Raw genomic sequence first — 22,587 nt, 5'->3', positions numbered from 1 at the left:
ACGGAGCTTTCAGATGCAATTTGTCATTTCACGTGAGACGTTGCTCCGCCCGCTGCAGCTGGTATCGGGCTCTCTGGGGGGGCGTCCGACGCTGCCAATCCTGTCAAATGTGTTGCTGGATGTCAGCGATGGTCGACTGTCGATGACGGGGACCGATCTTGAAGTCGAGATGATCGGCCGGGTTCCTGTCGAACAGAGCCTGGGCGGGCGTACCACAGTGCCTGCCCGCAAGTTGCTGGATATCTGTCGTGGTCTGCCAGACAGTGCCGACATCAGTTTCCAACTGGATGGCGATCGGGTCATTCTGCGTTCGGGGCGCAGCCGTTTCTCGCTGTCGACCCTGCCGGCAGAAGAGTTTCCCAATATCGAGGATTGGGAGTCCCTGCTCGAGTTCGATATCAGCCAGCAAGAGCTCAAACGTCTGATCGAGTCGACCCAGTTCTCGATGGCGAGCCAGGATGTGCGTTATTACCTCAACGGTATGCTGTTTGAGGCGCAAGGTTGCAGCCTGCGAACTGTGTCGACGGATGGTCACCGCCTGGCTACCTGTCGTCGTGATGTCGTAGAGCAGGCCTTGCCGGAACAGCAGTTAATTCTGCCGCGCAAGGGGGTGCTCGAGCTGGTTCGCCTGCTGGATAACGACGACAAGACCATTCGCCTGCAAATGGGCCGCAATAACCTGCGTGCCGTCTCCGAGGGCTTCATTTTCACCTCCAAGCTGGTCGACGGCCGGTTCCCGGATTATCGACGGGTACTGCCACGCAACAGTGACAAGACGGTTCTGGCCGATCGTGAAGCAATGCGTCAGGCGTTTGCCCGGGCAGCCATTTTGTCGAATGACAAGCTGCGCGGTGTCCGTCTCTTCTTGCAACCGAACCTGTTGCGTATCACAGCCAACAACCCGGAACAGGAAGAAGCTGAAGAGTTGCTGGATGTGGTGTACGCAGGTCCCGAATTGGAGATCGGATTTAACGTCTCCTATGTGCTCGACGTGCTGAATACGTTAAAATGTGACCAGATTAAAATCAGTCTGACTGATGCCAATAGCAGTGCGCTACTGGAGGATGCCAGCAGTGATGCGGCCATGTATGTGGTGATGCCGATGCGGCTTTGACCAATGGCATTGCTCAGGTTACAGCTTCACGATTTTCGCAATATCCAACAGGCTGAGTTGCTCCCTGGCAGAGGGCTCAACGTGCTGCTGGGGCGCAATGGGAGCGGCAAAACCAGCCTGCTGGAAGCCATTCACTATCTGGGGTTGGGGCGTTCGTTTCGTACCCATTTGACGAACAGGGTCATCGCCCATGAGGCGAAAGCATTCACCCTGTTTGCCCAGATCGAGCTTGCCCAGCAAGGCACCATTCCGCTGGGCCTCTCCAAGAACCGTAATGGTGAGAGTCAGTTGAAAGTGGCCGGCCGCGCGGCGGACCGGCTGGCGCAATTGGCTGAGTTGTTGCCTCTGCAGTTAATTCATCCTGAAGGATTTGGTTTGCTGACCGCCGGGCCACAACAACGGCGAGCCTTCATCGACTGGGGTGTTTTCCACGTCGACATGGGGTTTTATCCGTTGTGGAGCCGGGTTCGGCGGCTGCTAAAGCAGCGTAATGCACTGCTCAGGCAGAGCCAGCACTATGATCCGTTGGCCTTCTGGGATCTGGAGTTGGCGCGTCTTGGCGCCCAGTTGGCTGATTTAAGGTCGGCTTATTGCGCCGCTTGGTTGCCGTTGTTACAGGAGATCACGCAGGACTTTCTGCCGGAGTATGAGTTCCGGGTTGGGTTCTACCCAGGCTGGGATCGCCAGCGTGAGTTGACCACCCTGCTGGCCGAAGGATTTGAGCGTGACAAGGCGATGGGGCACACCGCCGTGGGACCGCATAAAGCCGACTTGCGACTCAAGGCGAATGGTGTCCCGGTTCAAGATGTGTTGTCGCGGGGACAGTTAAAGTTGCTGGTGTGCGCCATGCGTTTGGCGCAAGGGCTTTATCTGAATCGTTGCAGCGGAAGAGAATGCCTCTTCCTGATAGATGATTTTGCCTCCGAGCTCGACTCGGAGAAGCGGCGTCGTCTGGCCCAGCGCTTAAAGCAATGTGCCAGTCAGGTGTTTATCACCGCAATCGACGAGGCGCCGCTAGCCGACATGATGTCGGAACTAGAGTGCCATCTGTTTCACGTGGAACAGGGTACAATCACCGGATATCAAGCACGAGAGAGCGAGAGTAAGACATGAGTGAAAACACTTACGACTCTTCGAGTATCAAGGTTCTGAAGGGGCTGGACGCGGTTCGCAAACGTCCCGGCATGTACATCGGTGATACCGATGACGGTTCAGGCCTGCACCACATGGTGTTCGAAGTAGTGGACAACTCCATCGACGAGGCTCTGGCGGGTTATTGCACGGCCATCCAGGTCAAGATCCACGCCGACGGTTCCGTTTCCGTTCGTGATAACGGCCGCGGGATTCCGGTCGACATCCACGAAGAAGAGGGCGTCTCCGCCGCTGAAGTCATCATGACGGTGTTGCACGCCGGCGGAAAGTTCGATGACAACTCCTACAAGGTATCTGGCGGTCTGCACGGCGTCGGTGTCTCGGTCGTCAATGCGCTCTCTGACAAACTGTTGTTGACCATCCGTCGTCAAGGCCATGTTTACGAGCAGACCTATTTCCTGGGTGAGCCTGAGGCGCCGCTGAAGCAGATTGGTGACTCCGATCAGACGGGTACCGAAATTCGTTTCTGGCCGAGCCCGACCATCTTCTCGGATACCTTGTTCCATTACGAAATTCTGGTTAAGCGTCTGCGCGAGCTGTCTTTCCTCAACTCTGGTGTGGCGATTCACCTGGAGGATGAGCGGGATAACCGGGAGCAGCATTTTCACTATGAAGGCGGGATCCGTGCCTTCGTCGAGTTCTTGAACCAGAACAAGACGCCGATTCACCCCAAAGCCTTCTACTTCGCGCAAGAGCGTGATGATGGCATCACGGTGGAAGTGGCCATGCAGTGGAATGATTCCTATCAGGAAAACGTCTACTGCTTCACCAATAACATTCCACAACGGGATGGCGGCACACACCTTGCCGGTTTCCGCGCGGCCTTGACCCGTACCTTGAACAACTACATGGACAAGGAAGGCTACAGCAAGAAGGCCAAGACAGCGACATCTGGTGATGATGCGCGGGAAGGTCTGACGGCGGTCATTTCGGTCAAGGTTCCGGATCCGAAGTTTTCGTCACAGACCAAAGACAAGCTGGTGTCATCAGAGGTGAAAACCGCTGTCGAGCAGTGCATGGGCGAGAAACTGGACGAGTATTTGCTGGAAAACCCGGCGGATGCCAAGACCGTTGTGACCAAGATCATCGATGCGGCTCGGGCGCGTGAAGCTGCACGCAAGGCGCGTGAAATGACCCGTCGCAAGGGGGCTCTGGATCTGGCTGGCTTGCCCGGCAAGTTGGCGGACTGCCAGGAGCGCGACCCTGCGCTGTCTGAATTGTACATAGTGGAAGGTGACTCGGCGGGTGGTTCCGCCAAGCAGGGGCGGAATCGCAAATTCCAGGCGATCTTGCCACTGAAGGGTAAGATTCTGAACGTCGAAAAGGCGCGCTTTGACAAGATGCTCTCGTCACAGGAAGTCGCCACCCTGATCACCGCGCTGGGCTGTGGTATTGGCCGTGACGAGTACGACCCGGACAAGATGCGCTACCATAACGTCATCATCATGACCGATGCCGACGTCGACGGTGCACACATCCGTACGCTGCTGTTGACGTTCTTCTATCGTCAAATGCCCGAGCTGATTGAGCGCGGTTATATCTATATCGCCCAACCGCCACTGTATAAGGTCAAGAAGGGTAAGCAGGAACAGTACATCAAGGATGAAGATGTGCTCAATCAGTACCAGACTACGCTAGCGCTGGATGGTGCCAGCCTGCACGTCAATGAATCCGCACCGGGCATTGGCGGCGAACAGCTGGAACGTCTGGTCATGCAGTACCGTGCGGTTGAGGGGCTGATTTCGCGCTTGTCGCGTCGCCTGCCTGAAGCGGTGCTGTCGCAGCTGGTGTATCAACCGGCCCTGACGTTGGAGATGGCGCGCGATCAGGCCGTCGTCGAAGCGTGGGTGGCCAGTCTGCAGCAGGCGTTGCAGGATCAGGGGACCAACGGTTCGCACTTTGCGCTGTCAGTACAGCACAATGTCGAACGTCAGCTCTATCTGCCGCAGATCAGCCTGCGTCAACACGGTATCGATCACCAATATCTTCTGAGCCATGATTTCCTCGTTTCTGGCGAGTATCGGCAGATAGTCACGCTCGGTGAGCAGATCGGCAACTTGATCGAAGAGGGTGGTTTCGTGAAGCGTGGCGAGAAGGTGAAGCCGGTTGGCAGCTTTGTCGAGGCGTTGAACTGGTTGGTGGACGAAGGCAAACGCGGTGTCTATATCCAGCGCTATAAAGGACTGGGTGAAATGAACCCGGATCAGTTGTGGGAAACCACCATGGATCCGAGTACACGTCGCATGCTGAGGGTGACCATTGATGATGCTATCGCGGCTGATCAATTGTTCGCGACCTTGATGGGCGATGCCGTTGAGCCGCGTCGCGAGTTCATTGAAACTAATGCGTTGAAGGTGGCCAACCTCGATATCTGATTAATGAGGTTTGAGGTTACAAATAAAAAGCCAGTCTGCGGGCTGGCTTTTTTTGTATCAGCGTTTCACGTGGAACAACCGGCACCATGATTCAACAATGGGTAAGATGGCCTGCGTTCATCTCCCGCAATGGTATGGCCGGACGGGCCAACGTCACCTGGTTGCGGCCATTGCGCTTGGAGTGGTACAGCGCATTGTCGGCTTCGACTAACCAGTCGGCCGCATTGGCCATCGATTTGGCCAAACAGGCGAGACCAAGACTGATGGTCAAGGTGATCTGTTGACCTTCGTGTTCAATCAGCAGATTGGATATCGCGATACGCAGCCGCTCAGCAACGGCATGGGCCGTGGTAGTGTCGGTATCAAGCAACAAGACACCGAACTCCTCGCCACCATAGCGCCCGGCAATATCGGTATTGCGCAACTCGTGGCGCAGCGTGGCGGATACTCGTCGTAACACAGCGTCACCGGCAGGGTGACCATAGGTATCATTAATCTTCTTGAAAAAGTCGATGTCAAACATCATCAGGGTCACCGGCGAGCTGGTGCGCTGATAGCGCTGGTACTCCAGCCGTAGACACTCTTCCCAGTGGCCACGGTTATACAACCCGGTCAACCGATCGGTAATCGACAATGCCTTGAGCTGTTGGTTGGCCTGTTGTAATCCCAGCTTACCGATAGCGGCGTCCGTCACATCATAGAGAATGATGCAGATATGGTCACAGTTGCCACTGCGTGACAGAAGCGGCATCAGCGTGATGTTTTGATACATCAGTACACTGTGGCCGGTGAAGGGACGAGTGCTGACAAAATCGAACAGCCGGGGGCGCTGTTCCCAGGAGCTGAACACCGGGCTGCGCAGGGCAAAAACCTCTTCAACCTTACGTCGCAGCCAGCCCTCCGGCAGGTCCGGGAACTGCTCGATCAGGCTCTGGCCGCGGATGTGACTGGCTAGATGACCACTGTGGTTTTCCATGAAGCCATTCCACAGTTGCACATGATAGTGACGGTCGATGACCACCAGACCGACATCAATCGTCTGTAGTATGTCCATCAACCAGTGGAAGTCGTCCAGTTCCATCAGATTCATAAGCAGTTACTCGGCAATCAAACTCAATCGTCGTTGTAACGGCGAAAGAGAAGCATCGGTGAACAGTAACAGCAGCGTACACTGAATCTGCTGTGACGGTATGGTGTAGGCCAGGCTGACGCTGAGAGCTTGTTGCGGCTGCTCCTGATTGAGCAGACTGCTCTCGGACGGTTTAACCAGCGCCGGGTGACTACGGCTAAACCTGAGGCCCAGTAAATCGGACAAGCCAAGCAATAAGGTACCCGACAGCATGCTTGAGAGCTCGATCAACAACGACTGGCGATCCTCGCCAACCTCTTCATCAAATCCCATCAATGGCGCAATGCGGCTGATGTCATCCTGCAAAAAGTGGATCAGGCATTCACCGGAGATGGACGAGCCGATAAAGCCTTGGCTGACGACCATGTTGCCTTCCTCCTCTAGCCACTGACCCATCTTCTGCTGCAGCTGCGCTGTGCTGATCAGCCTAACTTGCGGAATTGGCAGATGAATAAACAGATTCAGCAGATCGGCCAATTGGCGAGCCGCTTGGCCCATGGCGATGTTGACGATCTCTTGCAGGCTCTCTTCATACCCAATTTTCTCTTCCGTGGGGCGAGAGACAACGTGGGCGCTGTGATCCATGCTGGCGTTGAAGACGCCACATTGACGCAGCGTCGACAGCAGTTGGTCCTGCTGTAAAGGTTTTTGTAAAAAGGCGAGGGCGCCGAGGGAGAGAATTCGCTGATGAGCCTGAACCTGAATATCACCCGACACGACAATTACCAGGGTGTTGAGTTGTTCGTTGCGGATCGCCTCCAGAACCTGATAACCATCGATGCCTGGCATATTGAGATCGAGGAACAACAGTTCGCCATGCCCCTGGCGTAACAGTTGCAATGCCTCCTCTCCATGGCTGGCAGTGAGAATTTCGCGCGACAACCCGGCCGGCAAGCTGCGGATCAGCTGTTGCCGCGCAAAACGCGAATCATCACAGACTATAACGGAGTCCAACATAGGCATTGTTCAAAATGGATACAAGTTTCTATTGTGTCACGGTTGCAAGTGAAAACAATCCTTCAGGCGGTGAAGTGAGTGCCGCATCTAATTACGCCACGTATCGGCCAGTTCGTCGATGGTTTGCGCGAGGATTTGAATTCCTGCCGCAACATTATCTGGATGCTGGGCGTAATTCAGACGCATGCACTCCTGCTGATGTCGCCACTGCGGGTCTTGGATTCCAGCGAAGAAGTAATGACCGGGTACCAGAATCAAGCCTCGCTCTTTCAGTCGTTGATACAGCTCCTGGCTGTGGATTGGCAGACCTTCAAACCAGAGCCACAAAAACAGGGCACCTTCCGGTTTGTGAATGCGCAGGCGCGGTGCCGGAATGGCCTGCTGTAACAGGTCGACCGTCTGCCAGGCCCGCTGCTCATAGAAAGGACGGATGATGTCGCGGCTGAGGCGAATGATTTCGCCATTGTCGACCCACGGACGCATCAAGGTGGGTCCTATTCCACCGGGTGCCAGGTTGATAATTCCCGACAGGTTACCGAGTGCCTGAATCACGGTCGGCGGGGCAATGACGATGCCACAGCGTGCGCCGGGCAACCCGAGCTTGGATAGGCTCATGCACAAGATGGTGTTGTCGTTCCAGAACGGTGTGACATCGCTGAAGATGATGTTGGGAAAGGGGGTACCGTATGCGTTGTCAATCAGCAGCGGAATGCCTTTGGCCCGCGCAATTTCATCCAGGTGCAGGATCTCCTCATCAGTCAGCACATTTCCCGTCGGATTGGTGGGCCGTGATACACAGATCAAACCTATGTCGTCAGTCACGTCGAGGGTGTCGAAATCGATGTGATATTTGAATAGGCCATCGTCCAACAGACTGATGCTGGGTTTGCCAGCAACAAACATCTCTTCACAGAGCGCCGAATCGGCATAACCTATGTATTCGGGGGCCAGAGGAAACAGCACTTTTTTCTTCTGCGTCGCGAAATCCCCGGCCAGGAGATTGAACAGATAAAAAAAGGCGGTCTGACTGCCGTTGGTCAGGGCAATGTTGTCAGCGCTGATGGGCCAGCCATATTCGCGTTGCAACAAGCCGGCCAACGCGGTTGTAAAACTGTCTTTACCCTTGGGACCGTCATAGTTCGCCAGCGCCTGCAGCAGGTCGCCATCGGCCAGCTGCTGTGCCATCTGTTGGCTGAATGCCGTCTGCATCTCCGGTATGGCGGCAGGATTGCCACCCCCGAGCATGATGGCATCGGGATTCAGCAGCCCCTGGTTCAAGTCATCCATTAATTGGGTAATACCGGCGTGGCGAGTGAACTTTTGACCGAAAAGCGAGTAATCCATAACAGGCGGGTCCAGTGGTGAAGACACAATAAAAGGCACTGTTTTAGCTTGCTGAGCCGAGGTGTCAACCCCCGTCTGCAACAAAGCGGTTGTTTCACGTGAAACAGGGCGTCCGCCACAATCGATCTGCTGGTTATTGATGCCAAGGGGTCTACATTTCCTGGTGTTATCAGCTGCAAAAAATAAAAAACCCGGAGTAAATCCGGGTTTTTTGGGGTTTTAACCTATTACTTCTGTAGTAGCGAGATATCGGCAACTTCCAGGAACAGATTGCGCAGACGCGCCAGCAGTGTCAGGCGATTCAGACGCAGAGCGGCATCGTCGGCCATGACCATGACCTGTTCGAAGAAGATATCGACAACATCGCGCAACGCGGCCAATGCGGTCAGCGCCTGCTGATAGTCACCCTTGGCAAACACCGGGGCCAGTTCGGCTTCCATCTCGGCAACCTTGGCGGCCAACGCCTGTTCGGCACTGTCGTGCAACAACTGGCTGTCGACGGCATCGTTCAGGGTGCCATCGAACTTGGCCAGGATGTTGGAGACACGCTTGTTAGCCGCTGCCAGCGCCTCGGCCGCATCCAGAGTGCGGAAATGACTGACCGCTTTCACGCGACGGTCAAAATCGGCTGGACGGGTTGGGCGACGTGCCAGAACGGCTTGAATCACATCAACCTCAATGCCCTCGTCTTGATAGGCGGCACGGAAGCGTGCCAGCATGAAGTCGATGACCTCGTCGGCCACCTTGGCGTTCGTCAGCTTGCTGCCATACAGCTCGGCAGCCTTGGCGACCAGAGTATTCAAGTCCAGATCCAGTTGCTTCTCGACAATGATGCGCAGGGTGCCGATGGCGGCGCGACGGAGGGCAAACGGATCTTTATCCCCCTTCGGAGCCTGGCCAATACCAAAGATACCAACCAGGGTATCCAGCTTGTCCGCGATGGCAACCGCACAGGCGACCAGCCCCTGAGGGAGGGCGTCACCAGCAAAGCGCGGCATGTATTGCTCGTTGAGCGCAACAGCGACGTCCTCGGCCTCGCCATCGTGGCGAGCATAGTGCATCCCCATGACGCCCTGTGTATCGGTGAATTCCATCACCATCTGGGTCATCAAGTCACACTTGGAGAGCAGACCGGCACGGGTGGCATGCTCGACGTCGGCACCAATCTGGGCGGCGATGAAGGCACTGAGCTCGGCAATGCGCACGGATTTATCCTTGAGCGTTCCGAGTTGTTGCTGGAACAAGACGGTTTCCAGCGTTTCCAGGCGTGCAGAGAGCGGTTGCTTCTTGTCGGTTTTGAAGAAGAACTCGGCATCAGACAAGCGTGGACGAACTACCCGTTCGTTACCGGCGATAATCTGGGTCGGATCCTTGGAGTCGATGTTGCTGACGAAGATAAAATTCGGCATCAACTTGCCAGCCGCATCGTAGACCGGGAAGTATTTCTGGTCACCCTTCATGGTGTAAACCAGCGCTTCTGCCGGAACATCAAGGAAGCGTTCTTCGAAGGTGGCTGTCAGGATCACTGGCCACTCGACCAGGGACGTGACTTCCTCAAGCAGAGACTCATCAATGTCTGCAATACCGCCCAATTTTGCTGCCGCGGCCTCGGCTCCGCTCTGGATGAAGGCCTTGCGGCGGGCAAAGTCGGCGATGACCTTACCGCGCTCCTCCAGCAGGGCGGGGTATTGGTCGGCATGACTGATTTCGAACGCGGCTTCTCCCATGAAGCGGTGGCCGCGGATCGTCCGTGCCGAGCTCAGACTCAGAACCTCACCCTCGATCAATTCGCTTCCGAACAGCATACAAAGCGTGTGTACCGGACGAACGAACTGGGTACGGCTGGCGCCCCAGCGCATCAGCTTCGGAATCGGCAGATTGGCCAACGCGGTGGCGGTCATCTCGGCGATCAGGGTGCGGGTCGGTTGACCGGCGACCGTGGCACGATACACCAGCCACTCGCCTTTATCGGTAACCAGGCGTTCAGCCTGTTCGACTTCGATGCCATTTGAGCGGGCCCAGCCGGCAGCGGCCTGAGTTGGCTTGCCATCAACAAAGGCGGCACTGACAGCCGGACCACGTTTTTCGACCTGCTTGTCGTTTTGTGTAGTTGCCAGTTGATGAATTTTCAGCGCCAGACGGCGCGGAGCGGCAAACCATTCGACTCGCTCAAAGGCCAGCTCGGCCTTGGTCAATTCCTGAGTGAAATTCTCGGCGAAGGCTTCTGCCAGCTTGCGCAATGCTTTTGGCGGCAGCTCCTCGGTGCCGAGTTCAATCAATAGATTCTCAGTAACCATGCTTACACCTTCTCCTTGCACATCGGGAAACCCAGCGCTTCACGGGCGGCAAAATAGGCCTCGGCCACCGCCTTGGACAGGGCGCGAATACGCAGGATGTAGCGCTGACGCTCGGTAACCGAAATGGCATGGCGCGCGTCCAACAGGTTGAAAGCATGAGCCGCTTTCAGGATGCGCTCATAAGCAGGGAGTGGCAGCGGTGTCTCCAGGCCCAGCAAGTGCTGGCACTCCTTTTCACACTGTTCAAACATCTGGAACAGGAAGGGGACATCGGCATGCTCAAAGTTGTAGGCGGATTGTTCCACTTCATTTTGATGGAAAACGTCGCCATAGGTAATCTTGCCCAGCGGGCCATCCGCCCAGACCAGATCATAAATGCTGTTAACGCCCTGGATATACATGGCCAGACGTTCGAGGCCATAGGTGATCTCGCCGGTCACAGGCGCACACTCCAGGCCACCTACTTGCTGGAAGTAGGTAAACTGGGTGACTTCCATGCCGTTGAGCCAGACTTCCCAGCCCAGGCCCCAGGCGCCGAGCGTCGGGTTTTCCCAGTTGTCTTCGACGAAACGAATATCGTGGATCTGCGGATCGAAGCCCAGCTCGCGCAGTGAGCCCAGATAGAGCTCCTGAATGTTGGCAGGCGACGGCTTCAGAATCACCTGGAACTGATAGTAGTGTTGCAGGCGGTTCGGGTTTTCACCGTAACGACCATCGGTCGGACGGCGTGATGGCTGGACATAGGCGCAGTTCATCGGCTCCGGGCCAATGGCGCGCAGGAATGTCATTGGATGGGAAGTACCGGCACCCACCTCCATATCGAGGGGCTGCACGATAACGCAACCTTGCCTGGCCCAGTAGTCTTGAAGGGTCAGGATCAGTCCCTGAAAGGTCTTGATATCGAATTTCTGCATGATTTTGTTCGCGCGTTGGGTTCAGTGCATACTGAGCGGAAATGAAACCGCCAGAGTATAACGCCTGCATTGGCCGGAATATAGGCTGAAATGGCTATCTGGCGGCAAAGTGCCGCAGTTTGTGGGCAAAATCGGGCCTGACAGCCGGAATGGGAGGGTTGAATGCAAGGTCGTTGTCCCTGGGTAACCCAGGATGCGGAGTACATTGCCTATCACGACACTCAGTGGGGGCGTCCGGTCAATGACAGCCGTGAGCTGTTCGAGAAACTGTGTCTGGATGGCCAGCAGGCGGGCTTGTCCTGGATCTCCATCCTCAAACGTACCGACGGTTACCGTCGGGCTTTTGCCGACTTCGATCCACATATTATCGCGGCCTTTGGCCCGGCGGACGTTGAACGTCTGTTGCAGGATACCGGGATTATTCGCAACCGGCTGAAAGTTGAGGCGATCATCAAGAATGCGCGCGCCTACCTGGCGATGCAGCAGGAGGGTATCGATTTTGCCGAGTTTCTATGGCAGTTCGTCGGTGGCAGGACTCGAGTCAATCGCTGGGCCAGTATGCGCGAAGCTCCGACGTCGACTCCGGAATCGGATGCGATGTCCAAGGCACTGAAAAAACGCGGATTCAGCTTTGTCGGGACCACCATCTGCTACGCGTTCATGCAAGCTGTCGGCATGGTGAATGACCATGAGCTGGGTTGTCCCTGCCATCAGGCGTGCATTGAGGCGGCGCGGGTGGAGGGACGGTTATGACCAGCATCCTGGTGCCCCATGCGCGGATCCTGGCCCTCAAGCTGGATGGTAAGGGCGGCGCCGAGACATTGCAGTCAGGGTGGCCGTTCCCGGATAGTGCCACCTGGTTGCATCTGGATTATTCGGCTCCGGAGGCGTATCAGTGGCTGAAAACCACCACCTTGCTGCCGGAGGAGGTGCGTGAGTCGCTGCAGGGGGAGAGCAATCGCCCCAAGCTGGTCAAAGTTGACGGCGGCCTGTTGCTGACGCTGCGCTGCTTGTACCGGCAGCATGGCAGCCAGCGTGCGCATATGGAGGCCATCCGTATCTTCGTCACGCCCCAACTGATCATTTCGACGCGTCGCCGGCACATCCAGGCAGCCGAAGAGATAGTGCAGGATCTGGCACGCCATGCCGGCCCGCTGAATTGTGCCGACTGGCTGGTTGACCTGTGTGAGCACATCACGGCGCAGGCTGGCGATCTGCTGGACGACTTCCAGGAGCAGATTACCAAGCTGGAACAGAGTCTACTGGCGGAGCGAAGCATCGAGCGGGCTGAATTGACGACCATTCGGCAGCAGCTGATCGTGCTGCGCCGTTACCTGGCGCCGCAGCGTGATCTGTTCAGTCGCCTGTCGAATGAGAAGATTGCCTGGCTGGAGGCCGACGATCAGCGCCACCTCGGCGAAATTGCTGGCCGCCTCAGTCGGTGGCTGGATGATCTGGATGCCAGCAGCGCCCGCTGTGCCTTATTGGCCGATGAACTGCATGCTCGCACTGCCGAGTTGATGACGCGGCGGACCTATGTCATGTCGATGCTGGCGATGGTGTTTTTGCCGGCGACATTCTTGACCGGGCTTTTTGGGGTGAATCTGGGAGGGATCCCGGGAGGCGAGTCTGCCCAGGGATTTGCTACCTTTGTCCTGATCCTGGTGGGCCTCATCATAGCGCTTGGCATCTGGCTCTGGCGTCATCGCTGGTTGTGAGGGGTCAGGCACCTTTGCGGATCAGGTAACGATACGGTGTGGCATCCGTCTGGCTGGCCAGCAAGGTGTGGTCCATATGGCGGCAGAAGCTGGGAATGTCGCGGACGGTTGCCGGATCATCAGCCAGAATCAGCAGCGTTTCTCCGGGCTGCATGCCGCGGACCGTCTTGCGTACCATCATGACCGGCTCTGGACAGCGCAAGCCAAGCGCATCTAGATGATGGGTGGCAGAGGTGAAGTCATAGGCCATTTTTTATCCTCCGACAGCAGGGGCGGCCATGATACTCCGCTGTCGGATGGGATCAAGCCGGATTGGTCGCGGGTTTCCACAGGGCGGCATCCAGGATCGACCACAGGTGGATGATCCAGCCCAGCCAGACCAGCCACAACAGTCCGGCCAGTAGAAACTGAACCACCGCCATCAACAGACGCCCCTGCACCAGTTGTCCAAGTCCCGGGATAAAGAAACTGCACAGTGCGGCGATGACATTGCCGGCAGAGCCCTGTCCTGACATAGCGTATTCCTCTTTCCGTTAGCGGGTATGCCACCAGTCTAAAGATCCGATCCTGATTATGCTACCTCGACAAGGCAGCAGACGGACAGACCGAGCACCCGGCCAAGGGGCTTCGCCACTGGATTGTCGGCGCGCAGCGCGGCTGAGTGCTATCCGGTCCCGCAGGGGCGAATGCCGCGTGATAGCGTCGCGCGTTCGCATCGCTGCATCACGACTTGACCGTCACTGCCGGCGTGATATGGTCGATAAATAACCTGTCATCGCTGACAGTGCGTTATTTTTCGGTCGCGCATCAGGGCGCCTGTGCGTGATATTACTCGATGCGGTAATGGGGGCACGGCCCTGTTTCCGGAGCAGGAAATAATATATTTATCTTTGTATTTCATATGGATATGAAATCTGCTTCCAGCGTGTCAATCAATATATTGCACAGGTGATGTCGTGACTGAATACCGACGGTCGCTGCGTGGTTGGCGAATTAATCGGCACTGTCATGAATGACGAAAATAGGCATACACCAGGGAGGGTGAGGTATGTGGCTGGGATATTGGGGGCGGTTAAAGGCCTATGCCTGGTTGGCTGTGTCGGTATTTGTACTCTTGATGTTGCAAAGCCCGATCGGATCGCCAGGCGGCTGGTTGGCGGCGTTATTGTTAATCGGCATCGCTGTCTGGTGGGAGTTGGCTGACTATCCGGAGAGCTGATATCAGTGCTCCGCGCCCGGTTGCCACTCGGCCTGAACGGCCCGAATCGCCTGGGCCAGACGTTGTGCCGTTTCTGCCGCGTCGCCGTTGGCATCGGCAAAATAGTTGGCTAACACCTCCTGGAGGGCCTGCTGCACGCGAGGTGGCGTCGCCATGCCTTCGGCAACACTGGGGACCAGGCTGCCATCCCGCTCTGCCCGTTGCAGTGCTTGTGCTGCGTCTTTGCCACAGCGATCGAACCCGTTCAGCTCCATGTCAGCCAGGACCGGGATCGAGCCCTTGAGGCGGTTGAAATCGCGCTGGAACTCCGGAGTCATCAAGAGCTCGGCAAGACGCTGTTGCGCCTGATCTTGACGGCTTTGCGGTTGCCTGAACAGCGCCAGCGAATCGAGGTTGTAACTGAAGCGGCCGGCCGTGCCAGGTGCCGGCAGACAGCGGATACGTTGCCCCGGGATTTCTCCGGCGGCGATCAGCTCTCCCTTGGTCCAGTCGCCCATCAATTGCATCGCCGCCTGGCCGTCTATCAACATCTGGGTGGCCTGATTCCATTTCAGGCCAACGTGGTTTGCCGGCAGGAAGGTTCTCAGGCTATGAAAGCGGCGCAGTACTTGCTGCATCTGTTCGCCAGTCAGTACCTTGGGCTCGAGATTGACGAAGGCCCGGCGATAGAAGTCGCTGCCGCCTTCGCCCAGAGCAATCGATTCGAACAGGATCGCCAGTTGCCAGGGATCATCGCCCATCGCCAACGGCGTGATACCCGCAGCTTTGAGTTTGCTGGCGACGAGCAACAGTTCAGACCAGGTTCGGGGCGGGGTCAGCTTGTGTCGATCGAAAATCGGTTGATTCAGCCATAACCAATTAATGCGGTGAATGCCCACCGGTACCGCGATCATCTGGCCCTGATGATTCAGGGTGGAACTGACAAACGGATACAGCCGCATGTCCCACTGGCCGCGACGTGCCAGATCGCTGACCGGGCGCAAGAAGCCCAGCCGGGCCCACTCATGCAGTTCTACCCCCTTGAGGTGGGCTGCCTGTGGCGGGTGACCGGCCAACGTGCGGCTGCGTAGCACCAGCATGGCCGAACCGCCGCCACCACCGTCGATGGCGGCGTCAACCCAGCGGTTTCCCTGGGCCTGCCAGCGCTGCTTGAGGACATTGGCCGCCTTGGCTTCCCCTCCGGCCGTCCACCAGTGCAGCACTTCAATCGAGTGACCGGCGGCCTGAGCCCGGGGGAGTGCGAGCGCGCACAACAGCAGTGCCGATAAATATCTCATCAGTGCCTCGGCAGCGACAGAACAGCCTGCAGGCCACCTTGCGGACGGTTTTCCAACACCAGGTCGCCGCCATGGGCATGGGCAATACTGCGTGCAATCCCAAGGCCGAGGCCTGTACCGGGCAGATCGTGATTCAGTCGGTAGTAGGGTTCGAAAATCTTTTCCAGCTGATCGGCTGGCAGTCCGGGCCCCTCATCAATGAAATAAAGAATGACCACTTCCGCCTCGAGCTGCTCTTCTATGTCATCCATGACGATGACTCGCACCCGGTCACCATATTTGATCGCATTTTCAGCGAGGTTGCCGATGCAGCGTTTAAGTGCCAGCGGTTTGCCGCGGTAAGGTTTCTTGCAGCGCCCTTCTATCAGCATCTTTGCCTCACCCCGCAGGTTGTACCCTTCGGCAATCTGCTCCAGCAGCTGATTCAAGTCGATGACTTCGATGTTCTCATGAATGTCGGTGTCTTTTACCGTCTGCAAGGCCCCTTTGACCATCATCTCCAAATCATCGAGATCCTTGCTGAATTTGACAATTTGCTCCTCATCTTCCAGCAGCTCGACGCGCAGTCGTAACCGGGTGATCGGTGTCTTGAGATCGTGGGAAATGGAGCTGAACAGCCGCTCCCGATCATCAATATAACGACGGATCCGGTGTTGCATGACGTTGATGGCACGGGTTACAGCCACGATTTCACTGGCGCCCTCTTCCGGGAGAGGCGGTTGGTCTATGTCCTTACCGAGCATGACGGCTGCGGATGCCAAGCGGCGTAGCGGGCGGGTTTGCCAGCGGATGAGTGCGAAGGTGAACAGAAACAGGATCGCGGTCAGTAACACGATGAAACGAAATTGATGCGGTGGCAGGTTGCCATCTTCCAGCGTCATATAGGGAGCAGGCAGCAGGGCAGCCAGGTAGAGCCATTCTCCCTTGCTGATCTGCGTCTGGATGACCAATACCGGGGGATTCAAGGGCTCGATCAGCAAGGTGTGTTGCGCCCAAGACAGCGGCAAATCTTTCAGGGCGGTCTGATCGTTGAAGACGCGCAAGGTATCCGGAGAGGCGAAGTCTGCCTGGAGTGCGAGGTTGTAGCCCAGTTTATGATGCAGGACGTTGCGTACCTCGTTGACCACCAGATGCTTGCGCATCGAGTCGGCGATACTGGTGACATGGATAGGCGCCGGATTCAACGAGACAAAAAAGCGACTGCCGCCCATATTGCGCAGTTGCTCGAGGGCAAGCTGGCGGTATTGAGAGGGCAGAGACTGGAAGAAGGTCACTGTGGAGGCTGCAGACTGTGCCAGATTGCGCGTCGCGGTGAGCATGCCATCCAGCTCATGTTTTTGCAGCTGCTGTCGCCAGAGTCCGGAGATCAGACTTTGTGCCAGGACGATGGCCAGCAGTAGCAACCATAGCATCCGCGACAGCAAGGAACGGGGGTAGAAGAGATTCAGCAGTCGCTTAATCTTCATGACTGACTTCGGCAATCAGCATATAGCCGCTGCCACGTATCGTCTTGATGATGCGCGGGCTCTTGCCGTTGTCACCCAGCTTTTGGCGCAAGCGGCTGATCTGTACATCAATGCCACGCTCCATCGGCAGTGTTTCCCGTCCGCGGGTGGCGTCACTGATGCTATCGCGGTCCAGCACTTGTCCCGGGTGCTGCAAGAACAGCGACAGCAGCAGGAAGTCACTGCCGGTCAAATCCATCTCACCACCGTCGTCATTAATCAGATGCTGACTCAGGGTGTCGAGAACCCAGTCAGCAAAGCGGATGCGGCGTCCGCTCTCACGCTCGGGCTGCCGGAACTCGGCACGGCGCAGCAAGGCCTTGATGCGCGCCATCAATTCGCGGGGGCTGAATGGCTTGGCGATGTAATCATCGGCGCCCAGCTCCAGACCGATCACTCTGTCGGCCTCATCCGATGCTGCAGTCAGCATGATGATTGGAACCTGTGAGGTGCGTCGAATCTGTTGGCACAGACTGAAACCATCATCGCCCGGCATCATGATATCCAGGATAATCAGGTCAGGCTGGTTATCGGCGAGCAGGCGGTACATCTCCCCGCCTTCAGAGGCGGCCAGCACTTCAAATCCAGCCCGTTGCAGGTATTCTTGCAACAGTTCACGGATCTCCTGATCATCATCAACGATGAGGATTTGTTTTCCTTTCGCCATCTCGTCTCAATCCCAGCGGATAAGTGCGCAGATTGAACACATTTGTTGACAAAAATGCAAGGAACAGGCCGGGTAGTTGTGATTATTCGATCGCTTGCGACCTCATACAGCGTGCAGTTGGCAACTGAAGGTCCGGTTCGACACTCTCATTACGGACTCAGCTCGGCTAGACAGTAAAATCAAGCCGCTTAGCTTGGTTGTTCCAATAAGGTGGCAATGCCCTGCCCGAGCCCGATACACATGCTGGCTAACCCCAGGGGGAGTTGTCGCTTGCGCATCTGGTGGCAGAGCGTGGTGAGTAACCGAGCCCCGGAGCACCCTAATGGGTGACCCAACGCAATGGCACCCCCATTCAGATTGAGCCGATCTTGCCAGTGCTCACCGATGTTGAGTGCGCGTAGACACGCCAGGGTTTGTACGGCAAATGCCTCATTGATTTCCAGCAGTGGAATATCGGTCAGTGCCACTCCGCGCTGCGACAGTATTTTCTTGATCGCCGGGACGGGACCCAACCCCATGCATGCCGGATCGCATCCGACCACACTCAAGGCCGTGATTCTGGCTAACGGCTGTAACCCATACTCCCGAGCCGCGTCTGCGGACATCAGCAACAAGGCCGCGGCACCATCGGATAGGGCGGAGGCATTGCCCGCCGTAATAGTGCCATGCTGTGGATCGAACACCGGCTTTAAACTGGCCAGGTTTTCCAGTCTGGCATCGCGCCGGATCACCTCATCCTGAGATATTAATGTCAGGCCGCCCTCCATGTTGTGTCCCTCCAGCGGCACTATTTCTTCCGCCAGATCGCCTCGCTCGCAGGCCTGAGAGGCCAACTGATGTGAGCGCAGGGCAAATGCGTCCTGCTCATCGCGACTAATATGATATTGCCTGCCCAGCAATTCGGCCGTGATACCCATCAGGGTGGATCCTTGTGCCATGCGACGATACAGTCCGGGGTGGAAGTCGATCCCCTGTTGCATCGGCAGATGGCCCATGTGTTCGACACCGCCGACCAGACAGACTCGGGCATCGCCAACCCGGATAGCCCGACTGGCATCGTGCACTGCCTGCATGGACGAGCCGCATAGCCGGTTGACGGTGACACCTGGCACCGACGTAGGTAGCCCGGCTAACAGCAGGCTGTTGCGCGCCAGATTGAACCCCTGTTCTTGAGTCTGCTGTACGCATCCCCAATAGACGTCATCAATCTCTTTGGCGGGTAGCTCGGGGTGACGTTGTAGCAGGACCTGCATCAGATGGGCAGAGAGTGTTTCGGCACGAATATGGCGAAATGCACCATGCCGTGAGCGCCCCATGGGTGTACGCACTGCATCGATAATGACCACATCACACATGACGCCTCCTAATAGAAGTGGGCTCCCTGTTGCACCATGCGATGCAGTGTTTCAGGTACGATGTACAGCGCTCCCTGCGCGGCACGGTGCTCTGCCGCTGCGATGTAGTGCGCTAGCCCCCATTGCTGCAGATACCGGAATGGACCACCACGGAAGGCCGGAAAGCCCAACCCCAACAGCAACGCCATATCTCCCTCGGCCGGGGTCGCGATAATGCCTTCTTGCAGGCAGCGCACCGCCTCATTGAGCAGGGGAATCATCATGCGCTCACTCAGTTCTTGTTCGGTGATGGCTCCCATCGTCGGTGTGTCCTGGATCTGAGGCCACTCCGGATTGGGGTAGTGCGCCTTGCCATCATCAGGATAAAGATAGAAGCCGCCGCCATTCTTCTTGCCATGCCATCCCAGTTTGATCAGCGCCTCCATCCCATCCGCTGCGGGTAGTCCCATGCGCTCCGGATAGCCGGCCGCCAGGATCTGCGTGGCATGCTGCGCTGTATCCAGGCCTATGGTATCAAGTAGCCTTGCCGGTCCCATTGGCCAGCCAAAATACTGTTCCATCACGGCATCAATCTGATAAGGGCTGATCCCTTGGCTGAGTAAGTGCCGGAAAGCGCTCAGGTAGGCGAATAGAACGCGGTTGACGAAGAAGCCCGGACAGTCATTGACGATGATTGGCGTTTTTCCCAAGGCTAGCGCGAAGGCCACCACCTCGGAAAGCGCGGCCTGGCTGGTGTGTGGCCCGCGGATAATTTCAATCAGCGGCATGCGCGGTACCGGATTGAAAAAGTGCAGGCCGCAGAATCTGTCCGCTGCCGTTAGGCCAGAAGCCAGCTGAGTAATGGGAATTGCCGAGGTGTTCGTGGTCATCAGAGCACCTGGAGTGAGCTGGCGCTCGGTTTCTTGTAACAGCCTCTGCTTGAGGCTGACATTTTCGCTGACCGCTTCAATCGTGATATCGCTGTCAGCCAATGTTCTGTCATCCAGGGTGCCATGGAGCCGGGATAGGCATTGCGCCATCTGAGCTGCGGTGAGGCGTGCTTTGGCTAAATCGCGCTCCAGCAGTTCCCCCACCTGATGACAACATTGTTGCAAGGCGTCGGGGCGAATGTCTTTAATCCAGACCTCACACTGCTGGCGCAGGCATTGGTAGGCAATACCGGCTCCCATGATGCCGGCGCCGATGATGCTGACGCGGTGAACGGCCGTCGGCGCGGACAGGGAGCGAGCCTTATTTTTGACGTGCTGCTCATTCAGGAAATTGCCGACCAAGGCCTCGGCCTGGGGAGTTCGGGTCAGGATGAGAAAATGAGCGCGCTCTGTCTCCAGTGCCTGCGCAAAAGACTGCTGGTGGCTGCTGAGCATCGACTGCATGGCGTGGAACGGAGCAGGATAGTGGGCGCTGACTCGCTGCTTGAGTCTGGCGGTCACCAGTTGCATGATGAGGCTGAGCTCGGGCTCGGGGTAAGAGAGGGGTTGTTGTTTCCGCTGCCGATGCTGATGCCAGTTCAAGGTGCCATTCACCGCCGCAGTCAGCATTTTTTTCGCCTCAGTCAAGATGTGATCGGGCGGTGAAATGGCATCGATCCACCCAAGGCTTAACGCCTGGTCAGGGTTCACCTCTTCCCCCCCAATGATCAGGTCGAGTGCTGGTTCCAGACCGATCAGTCGAGGCAGGCGTACTGATCCCCCCCAACCGGGCATGATGCCGAGCCGAGTCTCCGGTAAACCGATACGTACCGATGGCTCGGCGAGACGAAAATCGGTGCTCAGCGCCAGCTCACATCCGCCACCGAGGACATGGCCATTTAAGACACTGATAGTCGGAAACGGTAGCGTCTCGAGACGACAAAAAAGCCGATTGACCTGGGTAAGCCAGAGCTCGAGTTCTGATTCTGGTAGTGCAAACAAACCGAGAAACTCATGCACGTCTGCACCAACGATGAAATGTGATTTGCCAGAGCGGATAATTAACCCCTGCGTATCGGGGGAATGCTCCAGCATCTGGATGACATCTTCCAATTCGGTGAGTGTTCGTCTATCTAGCTTGTTGACTGAGCTGGCTGCAGAAAACGTCAGTGTCGCAAACCCGGCGTTGTCCTGTTCCAAGTGTAGTGATGTGCCGTCATATGACATAGGCTTCCCCTTACGCAGGGAGAAACGGTGGGCTTGCTTACAACTATGGAAATCAGCAACAGGTTTTTCAACGCTGTTTTAAACATTTGTTTAACATTTTAGACGTTCAGAATCATTATCGAGAGTGAGTAGACGTGGTCGACATTGAGGGCAGTTACCCGGTTCCTGCTAGCGAATTAAGTGACAGCGAAGAAATTCAAAAGAGTCGCTTTATTACACTGTTACGGCATACGCCTGGGCGTGATGCCGCGCGGCGCTGGCTGGATGAAGTGCGTTATGCACATCCACAAGCGCGACACCATTGCTGGGCAATGGTCTGTCGGGAACCATGGCAGGGACAAGGCTATGGTTTCAGTGATGATGGTGAGCCATCAGGCACAGCAGGAAAGCCCATCTTGGCACAACTGCTGGGTAGTGGGCTTGGCGAGGTGACGGCGGTTGTCGTACGGTATTATGGCGGTATCAAGCTGGGCACGGGTGGGTTGGTCCGAGCGTATGGCCAAGGGGTTTCGAAGCTACTGCGTGACATACCAACGCGTATCCATGTTCCCATGAGGACATTCAATTTAAGCCACAAGTATGATGAGACCCTGCTGTTGGAATGGGGCATGTCGCAATGTGGCGCCGAGATAATTGCCGTGGAGTATCTACAGGAGGTCAGGTTGATGGGGCGTTGTCCGGCGCATCAGTGTGAGCAATTTAGTCGGCTTTTATTGGAGCATAGTCAAGGGCGGTTGCAGGTCGAATGGGCTGTGGAGTCGGAGTTAGCATGACAGAGGCACGTGTGCAGGATTCAAAGCAGCGCTCGCTGCTGGTGTGGTATTCCAGCTATGAGGGTCAAACTCGCAAGATCGCAGAATACATATGTAATCAGGAGCCTGATTATCGAGTGGATTGGTGTCGACTGGACGAGACCCCTGAGGCTGCGCTCGATAGCTATGATCGGATATTGGTTGCAGCCTCAATCCGATATGGACATTTTCCATCGGCCTTGCGCAATCAGGTGCGACATCATTTTAAAGCTTTGGCAAGTAGCGAGGCGGCATTTATAGCGGTATGTCTAACTGCACGTAAGGCAGGCAAAGATACTCCGGATACCAATGCCTACGTTCGTAAGTGGTTGCACACATCGCCATGGCGGCCGAAGCACTGCGCTGTATTTGCCGGAGCACTATGTTATTCCCGTTACAATTTTTGGCAGCGTAGCATTATCAAATTCATCATGTGGATGACCGGTGGCAGTCGTGATACCTCCCGGGATGTGGAATATACCGACTGGAATAAGGTTGCCATCTTTGCCAAGCAATTTTTGGGGTAATAAGTGAGCACTCACCATGGCTGATGCCTATTTGGGAATCACATTGCTCATTTCCGCAGCGAACGCACCATTGTGAGGTAAAAAGTACTTGAGTGACGGAAAAGCCTCCCT

The 22,587-nt window shown here is 56.4% G+C and carries 20 protein-coding genes; 8 read left to right on the top strand and 12 right to left on the bottom strand.

Annotation, left to right across the window (positions count from 1 at the left end; all coding sequences use genetic code 11):
* Window positions 1-13: 13 nt before the first annotated feature.
* The 3 genes from dnaN to gyrB are packed head-to-tail and all read left to right on the top strand — an operon-like array spanning window position 14 to window position 4,641.
* A complete protein-coding gene (dnaN, locus tag ACFOSS_RS06030) occupies window positions 14-1,114 on the top strand; it encodes a DNA polymerase III subunit beta (protein ID WP_377151250.1) in 1,101 nt (366 codons plus the stop codon).
* A 3-nt stretch (window positions 1,115-1,117) separates the two neighbouring features.
* Window positions 1,118-2,227 carry a DNA replication/repair protein RecF gene (gene recF / locus ACFOSS_RS06025; protein WP_377151249.1) on the top strand — a complete coding sequence of 370 codons (1,110 nt, stop codon included), beginning with the start codon at window positions 1,118-1,120 and terminating at the stop codon, window positions 2,225-2,227.
* The gene (gene gyrB / locus ACFOSS_RS06020) at window positions 2,224-4,641 is read left to right on the top strand and encodes a DNA topoisomerase (ATP-hydrolyzing) subunit B (protein WP_377151248.1); all 2,418 of its coding nucleotides are present in this window, start codon (window positions 2,224-2,226) and stop codon (window positions 4,639-4,641) included. Before recF ends, gyrB begins: the two co-directional genes overlap by 4 nt.
* Window positions 4,642-4,732: 91 nt before the next feature.
* On the opposite strand, the gene ACFOSS_RS06015 is transcribed toward gyrB, so the two are convergent.
* The 5 genes from ACFOSS_RS06015 to glyQ all read right to left on the bottom strand — a co-directional run bounded on the left by ACFOSS_RS06015 (window position 4,733) and on the right by glyQ (window position 11,282).
* Window positions 4,733-5,731 carry a GGDEF domain-containing protein gene (locus ACFOSS_RS06015; RefSeq protein WP_377151247.1) on the bottom strand — a complete coding sequence of 333 codons (999 nt, stop codon included), beginning with the start codon at window positions 5,729-5,731 and terminating at the stop codon, window positions 4,733-4,735.
* A gap of 6 nt (window positions 5,732-5,737) precedes the next feature.
* On the bottom strand, window positions 5,738-6,727 hold the full coding sequence (locus tag ACFOSS_RS06010) for a response regulator (RefSeq protein WP_377151246.1): 990 nt from the start codon (window positions 6,725-6,727) through the stop codon (window positions 5,738-5,740).
* 87 nt (window positions 6,728-6,814) lie between these two features.
* Window positions 6,815-8,071 carry a valine--pyruvate transaminase gene (locus ACFOSS_RS06005; RefSeq protein WP_377151244.1) on the bottom strand — a complete coding sequence of 419 codons (1,257 nt, stop codon included), beginning with the start codon at window positions 8,069-8,071 and terminating at the stop codon, window positions 6,815-6,817.
* 227 nt (window positions 8,072-8,298) lie between these two features.
* Window positions 8,299-10,368, bottom strand: a complete 2,070-nt coding sequence (glyS, locus tag ACFOSS_RS06000) for a glycine--tRNA ligase subunit beta (RefSeq protein ID WP_377151243.1) — start codon at window positions 10,366-10,368, stop codon at window positions 8,299-8,301.
* Window positions 10,369-10,370: 2 nt separating this feature from the next.
* Window positions 10,371-11,282, bottom strand: coding sequence for a glycine--tRNA ligase subunit alpha (gene glyQ / locus ACFOSS_RS05995; RefSeq protein ID WP_377151242.1), 912 nt, complete (start codon window positions 11,280-11,282; stop codon window positions 10,371-10,373).
* A 162-nt stretch (window positions 11,283-11,444) separates the two neighbouring features.
* Here glyQ and ACFOSS_RS05990 point away from each other — a divergent pair, with 162 nt between their 5' ends.
* Window positions 11,445-12,035, top strand: a complete 591-nt coding sequence (locus ACFOSS_RS05990) for a DNA-3-methyladenine glycosylase I (protein WP_377151241.1) — start codon at window positions 11,445-11,447, stop codon at window positions 12,033-12,035.
* Window positions 12,032-13,000 carry a zinc transporter ZntB gene (gene zntB, locus ACFOSS_RS05985; protein WP_377151240.1) on the top strand — a complete coding sequence of 323 codons (969 nt, stop codon included), beginning with the start codon at window positions 12,032-12,034 and terminating at the stop codon, window positions 12,998-13,000. Before ACFOSS_RS05990 ends, zntB begins: the two co-directional genes overlap by 4 nt.
* Before the next feature lie 4 nt (window positions 13,001-13,004).
* Here the strand turns inward: zntB and tusA are convergent, their stop codons facing one another.
* Both tusA and ACFOSS_RS05975 read right to left on the bottom strand, forming a co-directional pair.
* Window positions 13,005-13,250: a sulfurtransferase TusA gene (gene tusA, locus ACFOSS_RS05980; RefSeq protein WP_377151239.1), complete on the bottom strand. Its 246-nt coding sequence runs from the start codon at window positions 13,248-13,250 to the stop codon at window positions 13,005-13,007.
* Window positions 13,251-13,302: 52 nt separating this feature from the next.
* Window positions 13,303-13,515: a hypothetical protein gene (locus tag ACFOSS_RS05975; protein WP_377151238.1), complete on the bottom strand. Its 213-nt coding sequence runs from the start codon at window positions 13,513-13,515 to the stop codon at window positions 13,303-13,305.
* A gap of 533 nt (window positions 13,516-14,048) precedes the next feature.
* Here ACFOSS_RS05975 and ACFOSS_RS05970 point away from each other — a divergent pair.
* On the top strand, window positions 14,049-14,219 hold the full coding sequence (locus ACFOSS_RS05970) for a hypothetical protein (protein ID WP_377151237.1): 171 nt from the start codon (window positions 14,049-14,051) through the stop codon (window positions 14,217-14,219).
* A 2-nt stretch (window positions 14,220-14,221) separates the two neighbouring features.
* Here the strand turns inward: ACFOSS_RS05970 and ACFOSS_RS05965 are convergent, their stop codons facing one another.
* The 5 genes from ACFOSS_RS05965 to ACFOSS_RS05945 form a co-directional block, all read right to left on the bottom strand.
* Window positions 14,222-15,496, bottom strand: a complete 1,275-nt coding sequence (locus ACFOSS_RS05965) for an ABC transporter substrate-binding protein (protein WP_377151236.1) — start codon at window positions 15,494-15,496, stop codon at window positions 14,222-14,224.
* Window positions 15,496-16,962 (bottom strand): ATP-binding protein, encoded by a 1,467-nt coding sequence (locus ACFOSS_RS05960; RefSeq protein WP_377151235.1) that lies wholly within the window; start codon window positions 16,960-16,962, stop codon window positions 15,496-15,498. Before ACFOSS_RS05960 ends, ACFOSS_RS05965 begins: the two co-directional genes overlap by 1 nt.
* Window positions 16,952-17,668 carry a response regulator gene (locus ACFOSS_RS05955; RefSeq protein ID WP_377151234.1) on the bottom strand — a complete coding sequence of 239 codons (717 nt, stop codon included), beginning with the start codon at window positions 17,666-17,668 and terminating at the stop codon, window positions 16,952-16,954. Before ACFOSS_RS05955 ends, ACFOSS_RS05960 begins: the two co-directional genes overlap by 11 nt.
* A gap of 188 nt (window positions 17,669-17,856) precedes the next feature.
* Window positions 17,857-19,023 (bottom strand): acetyl-CoA C-acyltransferase FadA, encoded by a 1,167-nt coding sequence (gene fadA / locus ACFOSS_RS05950; protein ID WP_377151233.1) that lies wholly within the window; start codon window positions 19,021-19,023, stop codon window positions 17,857-17,859.
* An 8-nt stretch (window positions 19,024-19,031) separates the two neighbouring features.
* Window positions 19,032-21,158 carry a 3-hydroxyacyl-CoA dehydrogenase NAD-binding domain-containing protein gene (locus ACFOSS_RS05945; RefSeq protein ID WP_377151232.1) on the bottom strand — a complete coding sequence of 709 codons (2,127 nt, stop codon included), beginning with the start codon at window positions 21,156-21,158 and terminating at the stop codon, window positions 19,032-19,034.
* Window positions 21,159-21,292: 134 nt separating this feature from the next.
* Here ACFOSS_RS05945 and ACFOSS_RS05940 point away from each other — a divergent pair, with 134 nt between their 5' ends.
* Together ACFOSS_RS05940 and hemG are read left to right on the top strand one after the other, a co-directional pair.
* Window positions 21,293-21,931 carry a YigZ family protein gene (locus ACFOSS_RS05940; protein ID WP_377151231.1) on the top strand — a complete coding sequence of 213 codons (639 nt, stop codon included), beginning with the start codon at window positions 21,293-21,295 and terminating at the stop codon, window positions 21,929-21,931.
* Window positions 21,928-22,476, top strand: a complete 549-nt coding sequence (gene hemG / locus ACFOSS_RS05935; RefSeq protein ID WP_377151230.1) for a menaquinone-dependent protoporphyrinogen IX dehydrogenase — start codon at window positions 21,928-21,930, stop codon at window positions 22,474-22,476. The genes ACFOSS_RS05940 and hemG overlap by 4 nt, the downstream gene beginning before the upstream one ends.
* The last annotated feature ends 111 nt before the right edge of the window (window positions 22,477-22,587 follow it).

It is taken from the genome of Pseudaeromonas sharmana, assembly GCF_042649925.1.
In the GTDB taxonomy this organism is placed as follows: Bacteria; Pseudomonadota; Gammaproteobacteria; order Enterobacterales; family Aeromonadaceae; genus Pseudaeromonas; species Pseudaeromonas sharmana.
The sequence above is the reverse complement of the archived record's forward strand: the minus strand, read 5'-3'. Positions and strand labels throughout refer to the sequence as shown.